The organism is Streptomyces fungicidicus, assembly GCF_003665435.1.
In the GTDB taxonomy this organism is placed as follows: Bacteria; Actinomycetota; Actinomycetes; order Streptomycetales; family Streptomycetaceae; genus Streptomyces; species Streptomyces fungicidicus.
This window is the reverse complement of the sequence record NZ_CP023407.1, coordinates 5,083,021-5,101,718: the sequence shown is the minus strand read 5'-3', so window position 1 is coordinate 5,101,718 and position 18,698 is coordinate 5,083,021. Positions and strand designations below refer to the sequence as shown.

The 18,698-nt window shown below is 72.3% G+C and carries 20 protein-coding genes; 8 read left to right on the top strand and 12 right to left on the bottom strand.

Annotated features, from left to right (window positions below; all coding sequences use genetic code 11):
* Nucleotides 1-5: 5 nt before the first annotated feature.
* Nucleotides 6-590 (bottom strand): suppressor of fused domain protein, encoded by a 585-nt coding sequence (locus CNQ36_RS23445; protein ID WP_121547433.1) that lies wholly within the window; start codon nucleotides 588-590, stop codon nucleotides 6-8.
* A gap of 494 nt (nucleotides 591-1,084) precedes the next feature.
* Between CNQ36_RS23445 and CNQ36_RS23440 the strand changes: the two genes are divergently transcribed.
* Complete coding sequence (locus tag CNQ36_RS23440; RefSeq protein ID WP_121547432.1) at nucleotides 1,085-2,206, top strand: magnesium and cobalt transport protein CorA; 1,122 nt, start codon at nucleotides 1,085-1,087, stop codon at nucleotides 2,204-2,206.
* 23 nt (nucleotides 2,207-2,229) lie between these two features.
* Nucleotides 2,230-2,748, top strand: coding sequence for a hypothetical protein (locus CNQ36_RS23435; RefSeq protein ID WP_121547431.1), 519 nt, complete (start codon nucleotides 2,230-2,232; stop codon nucleotides 2,746-2,748).
* 4 nt (nucleotides 2,749-2,752) lie between these two features.
* Here the strand turns inward: CNQ36_RS23435 and CNQ36_RS23430 are convergent, their stop codons facing one another.
* Complete coding sequence (locus CNQ36_RS23430) at nucleotides 2,753-3,505, bottom strand: hypothetical protein (RefSeq protein WP_121547430.1); 753 nt, start codon at nucleotides 3,503-3,505, stop codon at nucleotides 2,753-2,755.
* Between the two features lie 214 nt (nucleotides 3,506-3,719).
* Here CNQ36_RS23430 and CNQ36_RS23425 point away from each other — a divergent pair, with 214 nt between their 5' ends.
* Genes CNQ36_RS23425 through CNQ36_RS23415 form a run of 3 tightly spaced genes read left to right on the top strand, consistent with a single transcriptional unit; the run spans nucleotide 3,720 to nucleotide 6,778 of the window.
* Nucleotides 3,720-5,003, top strand: coding sequence for a magnesium transporter MgtE N-terminal domain-containing protein (locus CNQ36_RS23425; protein ID WP_040906191.1), 1,284 nt, complete (start codon nucleotides 3,720-3,722; stop codon nucleotides 5,001-5,003).
* Nucleotides 4,993-5,601: a DUF1003 domain-containing protein gene (locus CNQ36_RS23420; RefSeq protein ID WP_004926105.1), complete on the top strand. Its 609-nt coding sequence runs from the start codon at nucleotides 4,993-4,995 to the stop codon at nucleotides 5,599-5,601. The genes CNQ36_RS23425 and CNQ36_RS23420 overlap by 11 nt, the downstream gene beginning before the upstream one ends.
* Before the next feature lie 43 nt (nucleotides 5,602-5,644).
* A complete protein-coding gene (locus CNQ36_RS23415) occupies nucleotides 5,645-6,778 on the top strand; it encodes an Mrp/NBP35 family ATP-binding protein (protein ID WP_004926107.1) in 1,134 nt (377 codons plus the stop codon).
* Nucleotides 6,779-6,836: 58 nt separating this feature from the next.
* Here CNQ36_RS23415 and CNQ36_RS23410 read toward each other — a convergent pair whose 3' ends face one another.
* The 5 genes from CNQ36_RS23410 to sigE all read right to left on the bottom strand — a co-directional run bounded on the left by CNQ36_RS23410 (nucleotide 6,837) and on the right by sigE (nucleotide 12,255).
* Nucleotides 6,837-7,508, bottom strand: coding sequence for a hypothetical protein (locus CNQ36_RS23410; RefSeq protein ID WP_004926109.1), 672 nt, complete (start codon nucleotides 7,506-7,508; stop codon nucleotides 6,837-6,839).
* 237 nt (nucleotides 7,509-7,745) lie between these two features.
* The gene (locus CNQ36_RS23405; RefSeq protein ID WP_121547429.1) at nucleotides 7,746-8,195 is read right to left on the bottom strand and encodes a sec-independent translocase; all 450 of its coding nucleotides are present in this window, start codon (nucleotides 8,193-8,195) and stop codon (nucleotides 7,746-7,748) included.
* 136 nt (nucleotides 8,196-8,331) lie between these two features.
* A complete protein-coding gene (locus CNQ36_RS35360; protein ID WP_410177136.1) occupies nucleotides 8,332-10,134 on the bottom strand; it encodes a trypsin-like peptidase domain-containing protein in 1,803 nt (600 codons plus the stop codon).
* A gap of 511 nt (nucleotides 10,135-10,645) precedes the next feature.
* On the bottom strand, nucleotides 10,646-11,599 hold the full coding sequence (locus CNQ36_RS23395) for an anti-sigma factor family protein (RefSeq protein WP_121547428.1): 954 nt from the start codon (nucleotides 11,597-11,599) through the stop codon (nucleotides 10,646-10,648).
* The gene (sigE, locus tag CNQ36_RS23390; protein WP_004926122.1) at nucleotides 11,596-12,255 is read right to left on the bottom strand and encodes an RNA polymerase sigma factor SigE; all 660 of its coding nucleotides are present in this window, start codon (nucleotides 12,253-12,255) and stop codon (nucleotides 11,596-11,598) included. The genes CNQ36_RS23395 and sigE overlap by 4 nt, the downstream gene beginning before the upstream one ends.
* Before the next feature lie 276 nt (nucleotides 12,256-12,531).
* Between sigE and CNQ36_RS23385 the strand changes: the two genes are divergently transcribed.
* Nucleotides 12,532-13,230 carry an O-methyltransferase gene (locus CNQ36_RS23385; RefSeq protein ID WP_084828337.1) on the top strand — a complete coding sequence of 233 codons (699 nt, stop codon included), beginning with the start codon at nucleotides 12,532-12,534 and terminating at the stop codon, nucleotides 13,228-13,230.
* Nucleotides 13,231-13,329: 99 nt separating this feature from the next.
* Here the strand turns inward: CNQ36_RS23385 and CNQ36_RS34825 are convergent, their stop codons facing one another.
* Entirely contained in the window at nucleotides 13,330-13,497 is a 168-nt protein-coding gene (locus tag CNQ36_RS34825; protein ID WP_003966491.1) for a DUF3117 domain-containing protein, read from the bottom strand.
* Nucleotides 13,498-13,876: 379 nt separating this feature from the next.
* Between CNQ36_RS34825 and chcB the strand changes: the two genes are divergently transcribed.
* Nucleotides 13,877-14,680, top strand: coding sequence for a 2-cyclohexenylcarbonyl CoA isomerase (chcB, locus tag CNQ36_RS23375; protein ID WP_004926129.1), 804 nt, complete (start codon nucleotides 13,877-13,879; stop codon nucleotides 14,678-14,680).
* 19 nt (nucleotides 14,681-14,699) lie between these two features.
* Here the strand turns inward: chcB and CNQ36_RS23370 are convergent, their stop codons facing one another.
* Together CNQ36_RS23370 and CNQ36_RS23365 are read right to left on the bottom strand one after the other, a co-directional pair.
* Complete coding sequence (locus CNQ36_RS23370) at nucleotides 14,700-15,302, bottom strand: DNA-3-methyladenine glycosylase I (RefSeq protein WP_121547427.1); 603 nt, start codon at nucleotides 15,300-15,302, stop codon at nucleotides 14,700-14,702.
* The gene (locus CNQ36_RS23365) at nucleotides 15,299-15,661 is read right to left on the bottom strand and encodes a DivIVA domain protein (protein WP_121548565.1); all 363 of its coding nucleotides are present in this window, start codon (nucleotides 15,659-15,661) and stop codon (nucleotides 15,299-15,301) included. The genes CNQ36_RS23370 and CNQ36_RS23365 overlap by 4 nt, the downstream gene beginning before the upstream one ends.
* 134 nt (nucleotides 15,662-15,795) lie before the next feature.
* On the opposite strand from CNQ36_RS23365, the gene folP reads away from it, so the two are divergent.
* Entirely contained in the window at nucleotides 15,796-16,656 is an 861-nt protein-coding gene (gene folP / locus CNQ36_RS23360) for a dihydropteroate synthase (RefSeq protein WP_004926135.1), read from the top strand.
* A gap of 76 nt (nucleotides 16,657-16,732) precedes the next feature.
* On the opposite strand, the gene CNQ36_RS23355 is transcribed toward folP, so the two are convergent.
* Together CNQ36_RS23355 and dapE are read right to left on the bottom strand one after the other, a co-directional pair.
* Nucleotides 16,733-17,491 (bottom strand): LOG family protein, encoded by a 759-nt coding sequence (locus CNQ36_RS23355; RefSeq protein ID WP_004926137.1) that lies wholly within the window; start codon nucleotides 17,489-17,491, stop codon nucleotides 16,733-16,735.
* 110 nt (nucleotides 17,492-17,601) lie between these two features.
* Nucleotides 17,602-18,681 carry a succinyl-diaminopimelate desuccinylase gene (gene dapE / locus CNQ36_RS23350; protein WP_121547426.1) on the bottom strand — a complete coding sequence of 360 codons (1,080 nt, stop codon included), beginning with the start codon at nucleotides 18,679-18,681 and terminating at the stop codon, nucleotides 17,602-17,604.
* Nucleotides 18,682-18,698: the final 17 nt, after the last annotated feature.

The following is an 18,698-nucleotide window of genomic DNA, read 5'->3' as shown; positions in this document are numbered from 1 at the left end:
CTCGCTCACTCCAGCGGCACGGACTTCCGGGACGGATCCCTGAGGTCCGTGCCCTGGTTCAGCCAGCGTTCCTGGAGGGCCTGGGCGCCGTGCACCCGCTTCCAGGCGGCCTCGTTCGGGGTCATCGGCAGCAGCGGCAGGAACCGTACGGGGTCCAGGGGCTCGTCGAGCTCCAGGTCCTCCACCAGGCCGCCCGGCTCGGCGACCAGCACCGAGGTGAACGGGGCTCCGGGCCACAGCGGTTCACCCACGTCGAGCGACGCGCCGGGGGCCACGATCACGCCCTCGACCTGCGGGGACGCGGCCAGCACGGCGAGTGGGCGGAGCACCTTGCCGGTGTCGGCGGCGCCGGCCCGGACGGACAGCACCAGCTCGGCACGCGGGCCCCTGACCGGGTCCGCCAGCACGGCCGTGGGGTCGGCCATGGGCTGCGCGGACATGCCGAGGGTCGCGTAGCGCACGATGTCGCCCTCGTGGAAGCGCAGCACCTCGATGCGGTCCGTGCCCAGGAAGGTGACCGCCGCGCGGGCGTCCGGTTCGCCCAGTGACGTACGCAACCGGGCCTCGACCAGAGGAAGAACATCAGCCATGCGGCGAGCATAGAACTCGTCCGCACCGGGCAAAGCAGAGCCTTGACATGGCAGTCGGCTGATACGCTTGCCCGGTGGTTCGGGACAGCACGCAGAAGCGTCGCGGTCAAGTCCCGACGCTGTGACACTCCCCGTCTCTCGGGGAATCCCCTGAAGGGGATCGTGGATCGTCCCTTACGAGGGACCGGCCGGAGGAGGTGGGGCTGGCATGGACCGAAGTCGACCGTGCAGTAGCACCCGCTCTTCCGCCCTCTGAGGCAGCTGCTTCCTGTCTGGCTCCCGCCTTTCGCCCGCGCGTCTCCATCGGAAGAGCACTTCGTTTCGTTCTGCCTGATCTGCCCCAGTAGCTCAGCGACGAAGCTCGCCACCGCGACGGTGCGGTGCTCCCCGCTTTGTGGACGTGCCAAACACGCGCAGTCCAGGACGTCCTCATTCCGGGTTGTTCCACCCGTCGTTCCGGCGCCTTTCGTTGCCTGCCCGCGAAGGAGCCCGCCATGTCGATGATCCGCGACCTGCGCGCCGTGGTCCGTCCCTCCTCCCGCATCTCGCTGCGCAAGGAGAGCGGCTCGTACGACCCCACCCGTGACCCCGCGACGGCCACCGCCGTCGTCGACTGCGCCGTCTACCGCGACGGCCGCCGCCTGGAGCCCGAGGGCGGTCAGCTCACCCCCCAGGACGCGATGCGTCTGGTGCGTCGCGACGGGGGCTTCGTGTGGATCGGCATGCACGAGCCGACCGAGGCCGAGTTCGCGGGGATCGCGCGGGAGTTCGGGCTGCACCCGCTGGCCGTGGAGGACGCCGTCCAGGCCCATCAGCGGCCCAAGCTGGAGCGCTACGACGACTCGCTCTTCACCGTCTTCAAGACGGTCCACTACCTCGACCACGAGCGGCTCTCCGCCACCAGCGAGGTCGTCGAGACCGGTGAGGTGATGTGCTTCACCGGCCGGGACTTCTTCATCACCGTCCGGCACGGCGGGCAGGGCTCCCTGCGGGCCCTCAGGCACCGTCTCCAGGACGACCCCGAGCTGCTGGCCAAGGGCCCCTCGGCCGTGCTGCACGCCATCGCTGACCACGTGGTCGACGGCTACATCGCGGTCGCCGACGCGATGCAGGACGACATCGACGAGGTCGAGACGAAGGTGTTCTCGCCGGGCCGCAAGGGCACCCCACGCGGTACGGACGCCGGGGAGATCTACCAACTCAAGCGCGAGGTGCTGGAGTTCAAGCGGGCCGTGGCGCCGCTGCTGCGGCCGATGCAGCTGCTGAGCGAGCGTCCGATGCGGCTGGTCGACCCGGAGATCCAGAAGTACTTCCGGGACGTCGCCGACCATGTGGCTCGCGTCCAGGAGCAGGTCATCGGCTTCGACGAACTGCTGAACTCCATCCTCCAGGCCAACCTCGCCCAGGCCTCCGTGGCGCAGAACGAGGACATGCGGAAGATCACCTCGTGGGCCGCGATCATCGCCGTGCCCACGATGGTGTGCGGGGTGTACGGGATGAACTTCGACTACATGCCGGAGACCCACTGGAAGTACGGCTACCCGGTGATCGTCGGCGTCACCGTGGCCCTCTGCCTCGGCATCCACCGGACGCTGAAGCGCAACGGCTGGCTCTGAGGGCCCCTGGATAGGCTGGGCCCATGACAAGCGAGCTGCTCGACCGTGCCCTCGTCGAGGAGGCCACGAAGAAGTCCGGCCTCGTCTGGGTCAAGGGGCCCGGCGCCGCGGCCCGCGCGCTGTGGCACGTGTGGCACGAGGGCGCGGCCTGCGTGGTCGGCGACGGGCCCGGCGAGCAGCCGCTGCCGGGACTGGCCGACGGCGGGCCGGCCGAGGTGACGGTCCGCAGCAAGGACAAGGGCGGCCGGCTGGTCTCCTGGGCGGCGACGGTCGTGGAGCTGCCGTCCGGCTCCGAGGAGTGGACGGCGGCGGTCGCCGAGCTCAAGGGCAAGCGGCTCAACGCGCCCGACGGCGAGGCGATGACGGAGCGCTGGGCCCGCGAGTGCCGCGTCCTGCGCCTGGAGCCGACCGGGGCGACGGCCCCGCTCCCCGACGGCTCCCTGGCCGAGCCCCCGCTGCCGACCCCGGTGACCACCCGCCGCCCCGCCCCGGCCGCCCTGCCCCGGCTGCTGTTCGGGAGGAAGCGGCGGGGCCGGCGCTAGGTCCTCAGGACGCCGGGAGCTGTTGGCCGTAGTCGAGGGTGTCGTCCTTGGCCGGCTTCTCCACGGGGAAGTCGGTGCCCCAGGACGAGAACGTGAGGGTGCCCGCCTTTCCGGCGCGCACCAGGCGCACCGGGTACGGCTTGCCCTCGAGTGAGACGTCCAGGGTGCCGCCCGAGCCCTCGTCCCCGGTGACCCGGATGGTGCGCACCCCCGACTGCTCGTGGTGGCCGTCCGTGGCCAACTTGCCGTGCAGCGTCAGCAGACCGCCGAGGAGGACATCCTTGTCCGTGAACCCGATGAACTTCTTGTACGACGGGTCGCCCTGCGGCACCTTCACATACTTCTCGGCGAGCTTGTCGGCCGCCGCCGCGTCCGCCTTGCCGTCGTCCTTGCCGTCCTCGTGCCCCCAGAACGAGGCACCGGCCTTCAGGTACAGCTGGTCGTCGACGCGCACCAGCCGGAACGTCTCCCCCTTGGTGGTGACGGAGCCGATGCCCCCGTCCTCCTTCAGCCGCATGTCGAGGGTGTACGTGCGTCCGCTGGTGACCACGGTGCCGTGCAGCCGCACCGCCCCGACCGACCCGGCGGCCTTCTGTGCTCTGTCCTGGATCTGGTCGGCGGAGAGTCTGCCGACACCGTTGGTGCCCTCGTTCGGATCCTCGGAGCATCCCGTGAGCGCCGTCCCGGTCACGAGCAGCGCGCACACGGCGCCCGCCAGCGCGACCCTGCGGGAACGGCCCGGGGAGATCGGAATCACAGGTGGGCTACCTCTCTGACGGGGGACCTGAACGGCGTACCGCAGGGTACCGGGGGACAGTGGGCCGGACGGAGCCAGTCCGTCCGGACCGGCCGCAAGCGCACGGCCGATCGGTACGGGCTAGCCTGAAGCCCACCCGAGCGGGCAATTCGGAGATCAGACGCAGCAGGCAGTACCCGCGACGAAAACACCCGCACGGAAAGGAGTGGCGACCATGGCAGGGGGCGCCCCCCGGTTCTTCGTCTCCCACGTCTCCGGCGTCGCCGTCTTCGATCCGGCCGGCGACCAGGTGGGGCGCGTGCGCGATCTGGTCGTCATCCTGCGGCCCGGCCGGCGTCCGCCGCGGCTGCTCGGCATGGTGGTCGAACTCTCCACCCGCCGCCGTATCTTCCTGCCCATGAACCGGGTCACCGCCGTGCAGTCCGGCCAGGTCATCACGACCGGGGTGCTCAATGTGCGCCGCTTCGAGCAGCGGCCCACCGAGCGGCTCGTCTTCGGCGAGCTGCTGGACCGGCGGGTGACGCTCGTGGAGAGCGGCGAGGAGGTCACCGTCCTCGACCTGTCGGTGCATCAGCTGCCGGCCCGCCGCGAGTGGGAGATCGACCGCGTGTTCGTGCGCAAGGGGAAGAAGGGCGGCGCGTTCCGGCGCGGCAAGGGCGAGGCGCTGACCGTGGAGTGGTCCGCGGTCACCGGGTTCTCCCTGGAGGAGCAGGGCCAGGGCGCCGAGAACCTGCTCGCCACCTTCGAGCAGCTGCGCCCCGCGGACCTCGCCAACGTCCTGCACCACCTCTCCCCCAAACGGCGCGCGGAGGTGGCCGCCGCCCTCGACGACGACCGGCTCGCCGACGTCCTGGAGGAACTGCCTGAGGACGACCAGATCGAAATCCTCGGCAAGCTGAAGGAGGAGCGCGCCGCCGACGTCCTGGAGGCCATGGACCCCGACGACGCCGCCGACCTGCTCGGCGAGCTGCCGGAGGAGGACAAGGAGCGGCTGCTGAGCCTGATGCAGCCCGCGGACGCCGCTGACATGCGCCGTCTGATGTCGTACGAGGAGCACACGGCGGGCGGTCTGATGACGACCGAGCCGATCGTGCTGCGGCCCGACGCGACCGTCGCGGACGCCCTCGCCCGGATCCGCGAGCCGGACCTGTCCCCCGCGCACGCCGCGCAGGTCTACGTCTGCCGTCCGCCGGAGGAGACGCCCACCGGCAAGTACCTGGGCACGGTCCATTTCCAGCGTCTGCTGCGCGATCCCCCGTACACGCTGGTCGGCTCGATCCTGGACGACGACCTGCAGCCGCTGGAGCCGGACGCGGCGCTGCCCGTGGTGGCAGGCTTCTTCGCCACCTACGACATGGTGGCGGCGCCCGTGGTCGACGAGTCGGGGTCGCTGCTGGGCGCGGTGACGGTGGACGACGTACTGGACCACATGCTGCCCGAGGACTGGCGGGAGAACGAGTTCCAGCTCGACGAGGGGGCGGTGACCGATGGCTCCTGAGCGCGAGGGCGTACGCGAGCGCGTACCGGTGGGCGCCACCGCCGCGGGACGGCCCCGGGCGCCCCGTCTGGACCAGCCGCGCGCCCCCCGGCGCCGGTTCCTGCCCGAGTGGGACCCGGAGGCCTTCGGGCGGCTCTCGGAGCGCATCGCGCGGTTCCTGGGCACCGGGCGGTTCATCGTCTGGATGACGGTCGTCATCATCCTGTGGGTGGTGTGGAACGTGTCAGCGCCGCAGAGCCTGCGCTTCGACCAGTACCCGTTCATCTTCCTGACCCTGATGCTGTCCCTGCAGGCGTCCTACGCGGCCCCGCTGATCCTCCTCGCGCAGAACAGGCAGGACGACCGGGACCGGGTCAACCTCGAGCAGGACCGCAAGCAGAACGAGCGGTCGATCGCGGACACCGAGTACCTGACCCGGGAGATCGCGGCCCTGCGGATCGGGCTCGGGGAGGTGGCCACCCGGGACTGGATCCGCTCGGAGCTGCAGGACATGGTCAAGGAGCTGGAGGGACGGCAGAACGGGCACAAGGACCATCAGGGTTCCTTCCCGGCGATGCGGGCGGAACACCCGCCGGGACGTGACGCAGACGACCGCTGACGTACTTACCCGCGGGTGTACCCGGAGCCGTACCATCGTCCTTATGGCTACGGAAGACGCGGTGCGCGAGGCACTGGCGACGGTGAACGACCCCGAGATCAACCGGCCCATCACCGAGCTCGGGATGGTCAAATCGGTGGAGATCGGGGCGGACGGGGCGGTCGCGGTCACCGTGTACCTGACGGTCTCCGGCTGCCCCATGCGGGACACCATCACGCAGCGTGTGACGGACGCGGTCTCCGGGGTCGAGGGTGTCACCCGGGTCGACGTGACGCTGGACGTCATGAGCGACGAGCAGCGCAAGGAGCTGGCGAGCGCCCTGCGCGGCGGCCAGACCGAGCGCGAGGTGCCCTTCGCCAAGCCGGGCAGCCTGACCCGGGTCTACGCGGTCGCGTCCGGCAAGGGCGGCGTCGGCAAGTCCTCCGTGACCGTGAACCTGGCGGCGGCGATGGCGGCCGACGGACTGAAGGTCGGCGTCGTGGACGCCGACATCTACGGCCACTCGGTGCCGCGCATGCTGGGCGCCGAGGGCCGCCCCACCCAGGTCGAGAACATGATCATGCCGCCGTCCGCGAACGGCGTGAAGGTCATCTCCATCGGCATGTTCACCCCGGGCAACGCCCCCGTGGTGTGGCGCGGCCCGATGCTGCACCGCGCGCTCCAGCAGTTCCTCGCGGACGTGTACTGGGGCGACCTCGACGTGCTGCTGCTCGACCTGCCGCCCGGCACCGGCGACATCGCGATCTCCGTGGCCCAGCTGGTGCCGAACGCCGAGATCCTGGTCGTCACCACGCCCCAGCAGGCGGCGGCCGAGGTCGCCGAGCGCGCGGGGTCCATCGCCGTGCAGACGCACCAGAAGATCGTCGGCGTGGTGGAGAACATGTCGGGCCTGCCGTGCCCGCACTGCGGCGAGATGGTCGACGTCTTCGGCACCGGCGGGGGCCAGTCGGTCGCCGACGGCCTGACCCGGACCACCGGTGCGAGCGTCCCGGTGCTCGGCGCCATCCCGATCGACGTCCGGCTGCGCGAGGGCGGCGACGAGGGCAAGCCCGTGGTGCTGTCCGACCCCGACTCCCCCGCGGGCTCGGCGCTCCGCTCGATCGCCGGCAAGCTGGGCGGGCGGCAGCGGGGCCTGTCGGGCATGTCCCTGGGGATCACCCCGCGCAACAAGTTCTGAGGGCACTCACGCGGAAGGGCGCCGTCCACCCCGGACGGCGCCCTTCCGCGTACCCCGCTCAGGCCTCGTAGGCCGTGATGTCCTTGACCACGGCGAAGCCGAGGCCGTACGCGCTCATACCCCTGCCGTACGCGCCCACGTGCACCCCCGCCTGCGTGGAACCGGCGAGCACCCAGCCGAACTCGGACTCCCGGTAGTGGAACGGCGTCGGCACCCCGTCCACGGGCAGCGACAGCGTCGACCAGTCCTCGCCCTCCAGGTCGTCGGCGAGCACCCAGGCGGTCTCGGTCTGCTGGTCCAGCCAGTCGTCGCGCAGGGAGTGGTCCATCTGGCCGGGCCAGGTGAAGGACAGCAGCCCCACGCCGGCCAGCCAGGCGGCGGAGGAGACCGAGGTGGCCTCCAGCAGACCGGTGCCGTCGGCGCTGCGGCGCACCGGGTTGGCGGCCACGGTCACCACGACCGCGAACTTCTCCTTGGCCTCCTGGTCGGCCCCTGCCGTGTACTCGCTGCGCACCGAGGGCTCGTCGCCGTGCCCGACCGATCCGTGCTCGACGGTGCCCTCGGCCGCCAGTCCGACCTGCATCAGCCAGCGCGGGCCCGTGAAGGCCTCGTCCAGGCCGTACCAGGGGAAGGGCGCACGCAGGTAGCCGTCGACCGTACGCCGGGCGGGGACGTGTGGTCCGTCCTCCGCGGCCGGCGCCTGCGCGACTGCCGAACTAGTCGTCTCCATGCCCGGACGCCTCCTCGTTCTCGTCGGACCGGGCGGCCCGCCCCCCTTCGGGCGTACTCGTCCGTTCCGCACAACAACTCGGCAGCATAGCCACCTTGCCGCCACCGGCCGGGAAATCGGCCCGTGCATGGGCCGCACGGAGGCGCTGATCAGGCCTTTGCGCAGCCCGGGTGGAGTATGAAACGCGTCACGTGGGGGACGCCTTGCGCGGGGGCACGGGGTCCCGCGCTTACCGGCTCAGGTGGCGTCCATGTCGAACGGCGGGCGCTCGCCGGCCGCCGGGGGCTCGGGCTTCTTGGTCATGTCCACGCGTCCACCGGTCGATCCGGGGGAGGCCGGGGACGACGAGGAGGAGGGGTCGCTGTCGCGGCCGTGGACGGCGTCCGTGACCTCGGCCATCTCCTTCTTCAGGTCGAAGCCGCTGCGGATCTCCTTGAGCCCCAGGTCGTCGTTGTCCAGCTGCTTGCGGATGAACGTCTTGGGGTTGAGGTCCTCGAACTCGAAGTCTTTGAACTCCGGGCCGAGTTCCTGCCGGATGTCCTGCTTGGCGCTCTCCGAGAAGTCCCGGATCTTCCTTATCGTGCGCGTCACGTCCTGGATGACCTTGGGGAGCTTCTCCGGACCGAAGACGAGCACGGCGAGGACGATGAGCGTCACCAGCTCGAGCGCACCTATGTCATTGAACACCTGAAGCTCCTCGCGATGCCTTCGGTCCCCGGCCCTCGGGGCGGCCTGCGGTCATCCGTGGTCCGGGCCGGGTCCACGGTACCCGGCCACCCCTGGCGACCGGTACTGTCCCTGCGGCCCGCGTGCCACGCATCCGTCAGCCGCCACCCGACGAACCGAGCGTCAGGGTGACCGTGCGCTCCTCGCCGTCCCGTTCCAGGGTGAGTTCCAGTCGGTCCCCGGGGCGGTGGGCGCGGGTCTTGACGATGAGCTCCTCGCCGGAGTGGACGCGCCGTCCGTCGACCTCGGTGATGACGTCGCCGGCCTTGATCCCGGCCCTGGCGCCGGGGCCTCCGGTGCTGACCGGAGGGCCGCCGTCACCGCCCTTGGCGGCGACGCGGGCGCCGTCGCCGCTGTAGTCCATGTCGAGGGTGATGCCGATCACCGGGTGGACCGCCTTCCCGGTGTTGATCAGCTCCTCGGCGACGCGCTTGCCCTGGTTGATGGGGATGGCGAAGCCGAGCCCTATGGAGCCGGACTGGCCGCCGTCCGGGGTGGCGGCGCCGTCGGCGGAGCGGATGGCCGAGTTGATGCCGACCACCCGGGCCCGGGCGTCCAGCAGGGGGCCGCCGGAGTTGCCGGGGTTGATCGGGGCGTCGGTCTGCAGGGCGTCGACGTACGACACGTCGCTGCCGTCGCCCTTCTCGCCGCCGGCGGTGATCGGCCGCTCCCTGGCGCTGATGATGCCGGAGGTGACGGTGCCGGCCAGGTCGAAGGGGGCGCCGATGGCGACGACGGGGTCGCCGACCCGCACGTTGTCGGAGTTGCCGAGCGGCAGGGGGGTGAGTCCGCTGACGCCCTTCACCTTCACGACGGCCAGGTCGTAGCCGCTGTCGCGGCCGACGACGGTGGCTTCGGCGGTGTCGCCGCTGTTGAAGGTGACGGTGATGTCGCCGTTGTCGCCGGCGGGCTCGACGACGTGGTTGTTGGTGAGGATGTGGCCGCGGCCGTCGAGCACGAAGCCGGTGCCGGTGCCGGCCTCGCCGGAGCCGCTGACGTGCAGGGTGACGACGCTGGGGAGCGCCTGCGCGGCGATGCCGGCGACACTGCCGGGGTCGCGTTCGGACGCCTCCTTGCCGGCCTGGGGGAGCTCCACGGTCCCCACGCCCCCGTTGCGCTCCAGGTAGACGCCTACCGCGCCGCCGATGACGCCGGACACCAGCGCGAGCGTCAGGGCGGCCCCGACGAGCACCCGCCGGGCACGGCGGCGCTTCTGCTTCTCGCTGACCACGGCGGGCCCGGCGTGCTGCAACGGCGCCGCGGCGGCCGCCGCGGCCCAGGGGTCGTAACGCCCCCAGGGATCGGCGGCCGACGCGTCCTGGGCGCCCGGGTGCGCCTGCGCGGGAATGGCCGCGACAGCCACGCCGTCACCCGGCACGCCGCCCGACCCCCCAGAACCACCGAACGCCCCGGCGTCCTGCCGCGCGGCAGCTTCGTGCGGTGCCGCCGGCGCGCCGTGCAGCGCGGCAGTCTCGCCCGGTGCTGTCGGGTTGCCTTGCGGCGCTGGAGCGCCAAGGGGCGCCGTGTCCAGGGCGGCGGGGGTCGCTGAGGGCACACCGTGCTGTGCGGCAGCCTCGTGCGGTGACGTTGGCGCGGGGGCGCCAAAGGGCGCGGCGTCCTGGGCGACGGGGGCCACCGGAGGCGCGCCGTGCTGCGGGGCAGCCTCATGCGGTGCCGTCGCGGCGCCCTGCGGCGCGGGAACACCGAAAGGCGCGGCGTCCTGGGCGGCGGGGGCCGACGGGTGCGTGCCGTGTTGTGCGGGAGCGCCGAAGGGCGGGGGGTCCTGGGGGGCCGGGGCTGCACCGGGGTGTGTGGCGGTGTCGTGGGGGGCCGCGGCGGTGGTCTGTGGCGTGCCGGCGCCGAAAGGTGTCGTGTCCTGGGGCGCCTGGTGGGTGTGGATTCCGTGGGCGGGGGTGGCAGCCGGGTGCTGGACGGGTGGGGCGGGGGCCCAGGGGCCCGGTTCGCCGTACGGCGGGGTGCTGTAGGGGTCCGGGTCGTGCAGGGGCCTCTGCTGCCCGTGTGCGGGGGGCGCGAAGGCCGCCGCCGTCGGCGGCTCGTCCGGGGCGGACTCGGTGCGGGCGTCGTCCCCGCCGGCAGCGGCCGCGGAGGCGTCGGGGGCGAGGGGCTCGCCCGGGTCGCTCTCGGGCCTCAGGGGCCGGTCCAGTTCGTAGTCGCCCTCGTGGTCGTCGCCGACGACGGCCCGCTCGCGGTCCGGGCGGGCCAGTTCGAAGTCGCCGTCGGGTCCCCCGGGACTCGCGGCCGGCTCCTCCCCCGATGGGCCCGGCTTCCCCTCGTTCATGCTCTCCCCACAGCTGGACTACTTGCTCCGTGGCTCGGCGCCCGGCCGGGTGGGCCTGGGCGCGCGCCTCCTGGATTCAATCAGGTTCGCGCGCCCACGCGCACGGAACGGTTCAGCGGGCCGTGGGCGGCGGAGCCGCCGTGGGGGCCGCGGTGACCAGGCCGGGGTCCCGGAGCGTGGCGGAGGAGACCCATGCGGTCAGCGTGAGCGGCGGGGTGGAGGTGAGCGGCTGTATCAGGGGAGACATGACCGTCGCACCGCCCGTCGTCGGCGTGCCCAGGCTGGGGTGGCGCTGCGGCGGGGGCGGAACCCCGGGCAGCAGCGGCGCGGAGGCCGCGGTCGGCGCCGCGGGGGTCTCGGCCGGCGCGCTGCCGCCCGCCAGCTGGCCCAGCAGGGGCCCGACGCCGCGGCGCCGCTGGGAGTCGGGAATCGCCGCGCCCGTGCCCTGGGTGCGCATCGGCGTCACGTTGCTGCCCTTGCCCGAGCCGCGCGCCTCCGCGTCGGTGGGCGCGCTCGTGGTGACCCCGCCCAGCGCGATCGCGGCCAGCGACACCGCCCCGGCGGCCACGAACGCGAACCGCAGCCCCCGCGAGGACGTGCGGTCGTGGTCGTGACGGCTGACGTCGTGGATGCCGAAGCCCCGGCCGTCCACCGCCGCAGGCCCGGGCTCGTGTCCGCGGACGGGCGTGTACGCGAACTCGAAGCGCTCGTTCCGCCTGGTCCCGAAGACTCCGGAGCCGCCGCCGAACCGCCCGGGCGTGCCGCCCGGCAGGCCCGCGCCGCCCAGCGGCGAACCGCCGTCGCCCAGGTCTCCCCCGGCCGGCAGCCCCTGGAGGCGGGCCAGGAAGCTCTCGGAGGGCGGCGGGGGCGCCGCCGCCGCGAAGACGTTCTTCAGACGGCGCTGCGCGTCCACCTCGGCCTTGCACTTGGCACAGGTGGCGACGTGCGCCAGTACGCGCTCGCGCGCGTCATGACCGAGCTCCCCGTCCACCAGGGCGGAGAGTCGGTCTCCCAGATGCTGCTCCGCGAGGTGTCCCTCGGCGGACTTCGGCTGTGAACCGCTCACGCGCTCGCGCCCCCTCCTCCCAGTGCGGGAACACGCGGCACGAAGGAGCGGCGCTCCGCACGTGCCTGGGGCGAGCGGTGCGCGAGTGCCTTGCGCAGCTGGGAACGGCCGCGGTGGATGCGGGACCGGACGGTGCCGAGCTTGACGCCCAGGGTGGCCGCGATCTCCTCGTACGAGAGGCCCTCGATGTCGCACAGGACGACGGCGGCGCGGAACTCGGGGGCGAGGGTGTCGAGGGCCTGCTGGACGTCCGCGTCGAAGTGCGCGTCGTTGAAGACCTGCTGGGGCGAGGGCTCCTTGCTGGCGAGCCGCTCGGCCGCGTCGTCGCCGAGCGCGTCGAAGCGGATCCGCTGCTTGCGGCGGACCATGTCCAGGAATAGGTTGGTGGTGATGCGGTGCAGCCAGCCCTCGAAGGTGCCCGGCGTGTACGTCGACAGGGAGCGGAAGACGCGGACGAAGACCTCCTGGGTGAGGTCCTCGGCGTCGTGCTGGTTGCCGGTGAGGCGATAGGCGAGCCGGTACACCCGGCCGCTGTGCATGCTGACGATCTCCTCCCAGGTGGGCGGAGTCCACGCCTGCCCGTCCGCGTCGCTGGAGAAGGTCGCGGTCTGGGCCGGGTCGCCGGCGTGGTCTTGGTCAGCAGCGGTGTTGTTCACGGATTTCGGCCTGCCCGCCGATCCGAGGATGCGCCGCAGCACTCCTCCGCGATCCACAGGCGCAGCCGCACCTCCCCTATCAGCTCTGGTGGTGTCCAGTGGAGCCCCTACCATAGCCACCTCGCCCGTTAGCTCCGGATAAGCGGTTTTACAAGAATTTGATCTGGGCTGCCACGGCTCGTACGGCTGCGTCAGCACTTGCTCGGCGTCCTCGTCCACCGTCTTCCCCCCGTCACGGCACGCGCCACTTGCACACCCCTACAAACGACCGGTCCCATCTGCGGGTTCCCGACGCCAACGGATACAGTCACGCCGAGGCACCCACGGGGACAGGAGAGGGTCATTACCGCCAACCGGCAGACGAGCTGGGCGTTCGCCGACGCCTATGTCGCCGAGGACGACGCGCTGCACTGGGCCCGTGACCGGGCCCGCGACGCGGGACTGCGCTCGGTGTCGCCCGGCACGGGCGCGGCGCTGCGGTTGCTCGCGGCCAGCGTGGACGCCAAGGCGGTCGCGGAGATCGGCACCGGCTGCGGAGTCTCCGGGATCCACCTGCTGCACGGGATGCGCCCCGACGGGGTGCTGACCACGGTCGACCAGGAGCCGGAGCACCAGCAGTCGGCCCGCCAGGCCTTCCGTGACGCCGGTTTCGCCGGCAACCGGGCCCGCTTCATCCCCGGCCGCGCGCTGGACGTCCTGCCCCGCCTCGCCGACGCCGGCTACGACCTGGTCTTCTGCGACGGCGACCGGCAGGAGTACCAGGACTATCTCGCCGAATCGTTGCGTCTGCTGCGCCCGGGAGGCCTGGTCGCCTTCGAAGGGATGTTCGCGAACGGCCGCACGGTGGATTCGGGACCGCAGCCCACCGAGGTGCTGCGGCTGCGGGAGCTGGTCCGGGCCGTGCGCGAGAGCACGGAACTGGTGTCGTCGCTGCTGCCGGTCGGGGACGGGCTCCTCTGCGTCGTGAAGCGCTGACCGGCGGACCCGGTTCCACGCCTCGCGCCCGTACGCAAACAGCCGCCCCGGCACCGCGTGCGGCACCGGGGCGACTGAAGGGGTATGGTCGCTTGCGCGTCAGCCGACGACCTTCTTGAGGGCGTCGCCGAGCGCGTCGGCCTCGTCCGGGGTCAGCTCGACGACGAGCCGACCGCCGCCTTCGAGCGGAACGCGCATGACGATGCCCCGCCCCTCCTTGGTCACCTCGAGCGGGCCGTCACCCGTCCGCGGCTTCATGGCCGCCATGCTCGTTCCCCTTCCTGAAACCCAGCTAAACCGTCTGAGCCGACGGCCCACTGAAGGGCACCTGCGGTCCCCGAAGCAGGACACACGCCACCGGCATCGAACACATTGCTTCCAGGCCATTATCCCGCATCGCGGGACCCGATGACCAACATCAGTAGGCATCGCTTGGGCAACGCGCGCGAGCAAAACCACTCAATTCGGCGATGTGACTGCGATACTGCGCCGCCGCACACAGTTCCACGGACCGGAATCGCACCGGAATTGTTTGACGCAGGTCACACGGCGGCCGTCCGCCGCGGCCGGTGTTCTCCGTCATGCTGTCCTGCAGACGGGGACGTACTCGCCAGTACGTCCCGAGCCGCACACGGAGGGATACGCCATGGCCGACACCGTGCTCTACGAGGTGAGCGACGGGCTCGCGACGATCACGCTGAACCGCCCGGAGGCGATGAACGCGCTGAACGTCGCGGCCAAGGTCGCCCTCCGGGACGCGGTACGGTCCGCCGCCGACGACGACGCCGTACGGGCCGTGCTGCTGACCGCCGCCGGTGAGCGGGCGTTCTGTGTCGGGCAGGACCTCAAGGAGCACATCGGGCTGCTGATCGAGGACCGGGAGACCGGTTCGGGGCAGACCATGAGCACGGTGCGCGAGCACTACAACCCGATCGTGAAGGCGATCGCCGGCGCCCCGAAGCCGGTGGTCGCCGCGGTGAACGGGGTGGCGGCGGGCGCCGGCTTCGGCTTCGCGCTGGCCGCCGACTACCGGATCGTCGCGGACACCGCGGCCTTCAACACCTCGTTCGCCGGAGTGGCGCTGACCGCGGACTCCGGGATCTCCTGGACGCTGCCGCGGGTGATCGGCCCCGGGCGCGCCACGGACCTGCTGCTCTTCCCGCGCGGCGTCTCCGCCCAGGAGGCGTTCGAGCTGGGCATCGCCAACCGCCTGGTGCCGGCCGCGGAGCTGCGCGCGGAGGCGGAGAAGGTGGCGCGGGCGCTGGCCGAGGGCCCGACGGTGGCGTACGCGGCGCTGAAGGAGTCCGTGGCGTACGGGCTGAGCCACTCGCTGGAGGAGGCCCTGGAGAAGGAGGACGAGCTGCAGACCCGGGCCGGCTCCTCGCAGGACCACGCGATCGCGGTGCAGGCGTTCGTGAACAAGGAGAAGCCGAAGTACCTGGGCCGCTGACCCTCTCAGGGGCTCCCTCTCACCCGCCCCCGGCCGGGCCCCGGCGTGCCACGCAGGTCTCCAGGTGGTCGTTGACCAGTCCGCAGGCCTGCATCAGGGCGTACGCCGTGGTCGGGCCGACGAAGCGCAGGCCCTGTTTCTTCAGCGCCTTGGACAGGGCGGTCGACTCGGGGGTCACCGCGGGCACCTCGGCGAGGGTCTTCGGCGCCGGGCGGGTGGCCGGGTCGGGGGCGTGGGACCAGATCAGGGTGTCCAGGTCACCGGGTTCCCACCCGGCCAGCACGCGCGCGTTGGCGAGGGTCGCGTCGATCTTGGCGCGATTGCGGATGATGCCGGTGTCGGCCAGCAGGCGCTCGCGGTCGGTGCCGGTGAACTCCGCGACCGTGGCGATCTTGAAGTCGGCGAAGGCGGCGCGGAAGCCGGGGCGGCGCCGCAGGATGGTGATCCAGGACAGCCCGGACTGGAACGCCTCCAGGCTGAGCCGCTCGAACAGGGCGTCGTCCCCGTGGACCGGGCGGCCCCACTCCTCGTCGTGGTACGTCACGTAGTCCGCCGTGGACAGGGCCCAGGGGCAGCGCGGGGCGCCGTCCGGGCCGACGGCGGCGGCCGGTTCCCCGCTCACGGCTGCTCGTCCTCGTGGTGCGCGGCCGGCTTGTCCATGGAGAGGTGGGCCGCGGCGGCGCGGGCGCCGGCCAGCGCGGACTCCAGGTCGGCGATCCGGGCGTCCCGCTCGCCCAGTTCCGCGCCGAGGCGGCCGAGGGCGTCGTCCACGTCGGCCATCCGGTAGCCGCGGGCGGCGACCGGGAGGCGCAGGGCGTCCACGTCCGCGCGGCCGACGGGGCGGTCCGGCGGCAGGGAGTCCCGCAGGCGCTCCGGGGCGGCCTCGGGCAGCGGGCCGTTGTCGCCGCCGCCCACCACGGCGAGCGTCACCGCGGCGACCACGACGGCGAGCGCGACGACCAGGAACAGGAACATAACCATCGCCGGGGCCCCCACGGTGGGATGAGTCGGAGTCGGATGTGTGGCTCCGATCGTGCCATGCGAGTCTGACAGCCGGGGCCGCCGGGCGGTCGGAGGCGGTCGTCAACGGAACGCATGAGGAGAGGTCACAGGGGATGCTCAGGCTGGGCAGGCGGGAATTCGCACCGCACGAGCGGGTGATCATGGCGATCGTGAACCGGACCCCGGACTCCTTCTACGACCGGGGCGCGACGTTCCACGACGAGCCGGCGCTCACGCGGGTGGAGCAGGCGGTGGCGGAGGGCGCCGCGATCATCGACATCGGCGGGGTGAAGGCCGGGCCCGGCGAGGAGGTCACCGCCGAGGAGGAGGCGCGGCGGACCGTCGGCTTCGTCGCGGAGGTGCGGCGGCGCTTCCCGGACGTCGTGATCAGCGTGGACACCTGGCGGCACGACGTCGGCGAGGCGGTGTGCGAGGCGGGCGCGGACGTGCTGAACGACGCGTGGGGCGGGGTCGACCCGCGGCTCGCGGAGGTCGCCGCGCGCCACGGCGCCGGGCTGGTGTGCACCCACGCGGGCGGTGCCCGGCCGCGGACGCGGCCGCACCGGGTGGCGTACGACGACGTCATGGCCGACATCCTCGACGTGACCGTGGGACTGGCGGAGCGTGCGGTGGCGCTGGGCGTGCCCCGGGAGTCGGTGATGATCGATCCCGGGCACGACTTCGGGAAGAACACGCGGCACAGTCTCGAGGCGACCCGGCGGCTGGGGGAGATGGTCGCCACGGGGTGGCCGGTGCTGGTGTCCCTGTCCAACAAGGACTTCGTGGGGGAGACGCTGGACCGGCCGGTCAAGGAGCGGGTGGTGGGGACGCTGGCGACGACCGCGGTCTCCTCGTGGCTGGGGGCGCGGGTGTACCGGGTGCACGAGGTCGCCGAGACGCGGCAGGTGCTGGACATGGTGTCGTCCATCGCGGGCGAGCGGGTGCCGGCTGTCGCCCGGAGGGGACTGGCGTAGGGTCTCCCGCCCCCGCCGATCCCTTTCCCTGCCGTCCCCGGGGCCGCGCCCCGGGGATACGGGGCTCGGGAGGCCGCTAGCGGCCCGCCTCCTTGGAGACCAGGGCGACCGCCTCGTCCACGTCGTCCGTGACGTGGAACAGGAGGAGGTCCTTGTCGGCCGCCTTGCCCTCGGCGATGACCGTGTGGCGGAGCCAGTCGACCAGGCCGCCCCAGTAGTCCGTGCCGAACAGGACGATGGGGAAGCGGGTGACCTTCTGGGTCTGGACGAGGGTCAGGGCCTCGAAGAGTTCGTCCAGGGTGCCCAGGCCGCCGGGCAGGACCACGAAGCCCTGGGCGTACTTGACGAACATCATCTTGCGGACGAAGAAGTACCGGAAGTTCAGGCCGATGTCGACGTACGGGTTCAGCCCCTGCTCGAAGGGCAGTTCGATACCGAGCCCCACCGACATGCCCTGGGCCTCCAGGGCGCCCTTGTTGGCCGCCTCCATGGCGCCGGGCCCACCGCCGGTGATGACCGCGAAGCCCGCCTCCACCAGGCCGCGCCCCAGCCGGACGCCCGCCTCGTACTCCGGTGAGTCCACCGCGGTGCGGGCGGAGCCGAAGACGCTGATCGCGGGGGGCAGTTCGGCGAGCGTGCCGAAGCCCTCGATGAACTCCGACTGGATCCGCAGGACCCGCCAGGGGTCGGTGTGGACCCAGTCCGTCGGCGCGCGCTCGTCGAGCAGGCGCTGGTCAGTGGTGCTCTTCTGCACCTGGCCGCGCCTCCGGAGGACCGGGCCCAGGCGCTGCTCCTCCGGTGGCCGCTTCTTGCCCTCGGGGTTGCCAGTAGCCATGCGCGCTCCCTCCGTGTTCGCAGGTTGTTCCACCTCAGCGTAGATCTACGCGGGTTACGTACGAGGGACCTCAGCATGTCCGGCACACAGCGCCCCAAACCCCGGACGTGTCACGCCGTCAGCCAGGACCGCAGCCGTTCCTCCCCCGCGAGGATCTTCGCGGTCTCCACGCGCTCGTCCCGCTTGTGCGCCAAGTGGGGGTTGCCGGGACCGTAGTTGACCGCCGGGATGCCCAGCGACGAGAAGCGGGAGACGTCCGTCCAGCCGTACTTGGGCTGCGGGGTGCCGCCCACCGCCTCGATGAAGGCCGCGGCGGCCGGGTGGGACAGGCCGGGCAGCGCACCGCCGCTGTGGTCGTCGACGACGAACTCGCTCACCCCGCAGTCCGCGAAGACCTCCCGGACGTGCGCCAGGGCCTCCTCCTCGCTGCGGTCGGGGGCGTAGCGGAAGTTGACGGAGACCACGCACTCGTCCGGGATGACGTTCCCCGCCACTCCCCCGGAGACGCCGACCGCGTTCATGCCCTCGCGGTACTCCAGTCCGTCGATCACCGGGTAGCGGGGTTCGTAGGCGGCCAGGCGGGCGAGGATCGGGGCGGCCGCGTGGATCGCGTTGGAGCCCATCCAGCCGCGCGCGGAGTGGGCGCGCTCACCCGTGGTCTTCAGCAGCACCCGCAGCGTGCCCTGGCAGCCGCCCTCGACCTGTCCGTCGGAGGGCTCGAGCAGCACCGCGAAGTCGCCCTCGAGCCAGTCGGGGTGGGCCTCGGCGACGTGCTTGAGGCCGTTGAGGTCGGCGGCGACCTCCTCGTTGTCGTAGAAGACGAAGGTCAGGTCGCGGTTGGGGGCGGGGACCGTGGCCGCGATGCGCAGCTGTACGGCGACCCCGGACTTCATGTCGCAGGTGCCGCAGCCCCAGAGCACGCCGTCGTCGTCGAGCCGCGAGGGGACGTTGTCCGCGATGGGGACCGTGTCGATGTGACCGGCGAGGATCACCCGCTCGGGGCGCCCCAGCCGGGTGCGGGCGAGGACGTTGTTGCCGTACCGCTCGACCGTGAGGTGGGGGAGGGCGCGCAGCGCGGACTCGATCGCGTCCGCGAGCGGCTTCTCGGTGCCGCTGACGGAGGGGAAGTCGACGAGCTGCGCGGTCAGGCGGGCGGCGTCCAGCGTGAGGTCAAGCGGGGTGTCGGCCATGCCGTCGACCCTAGCGC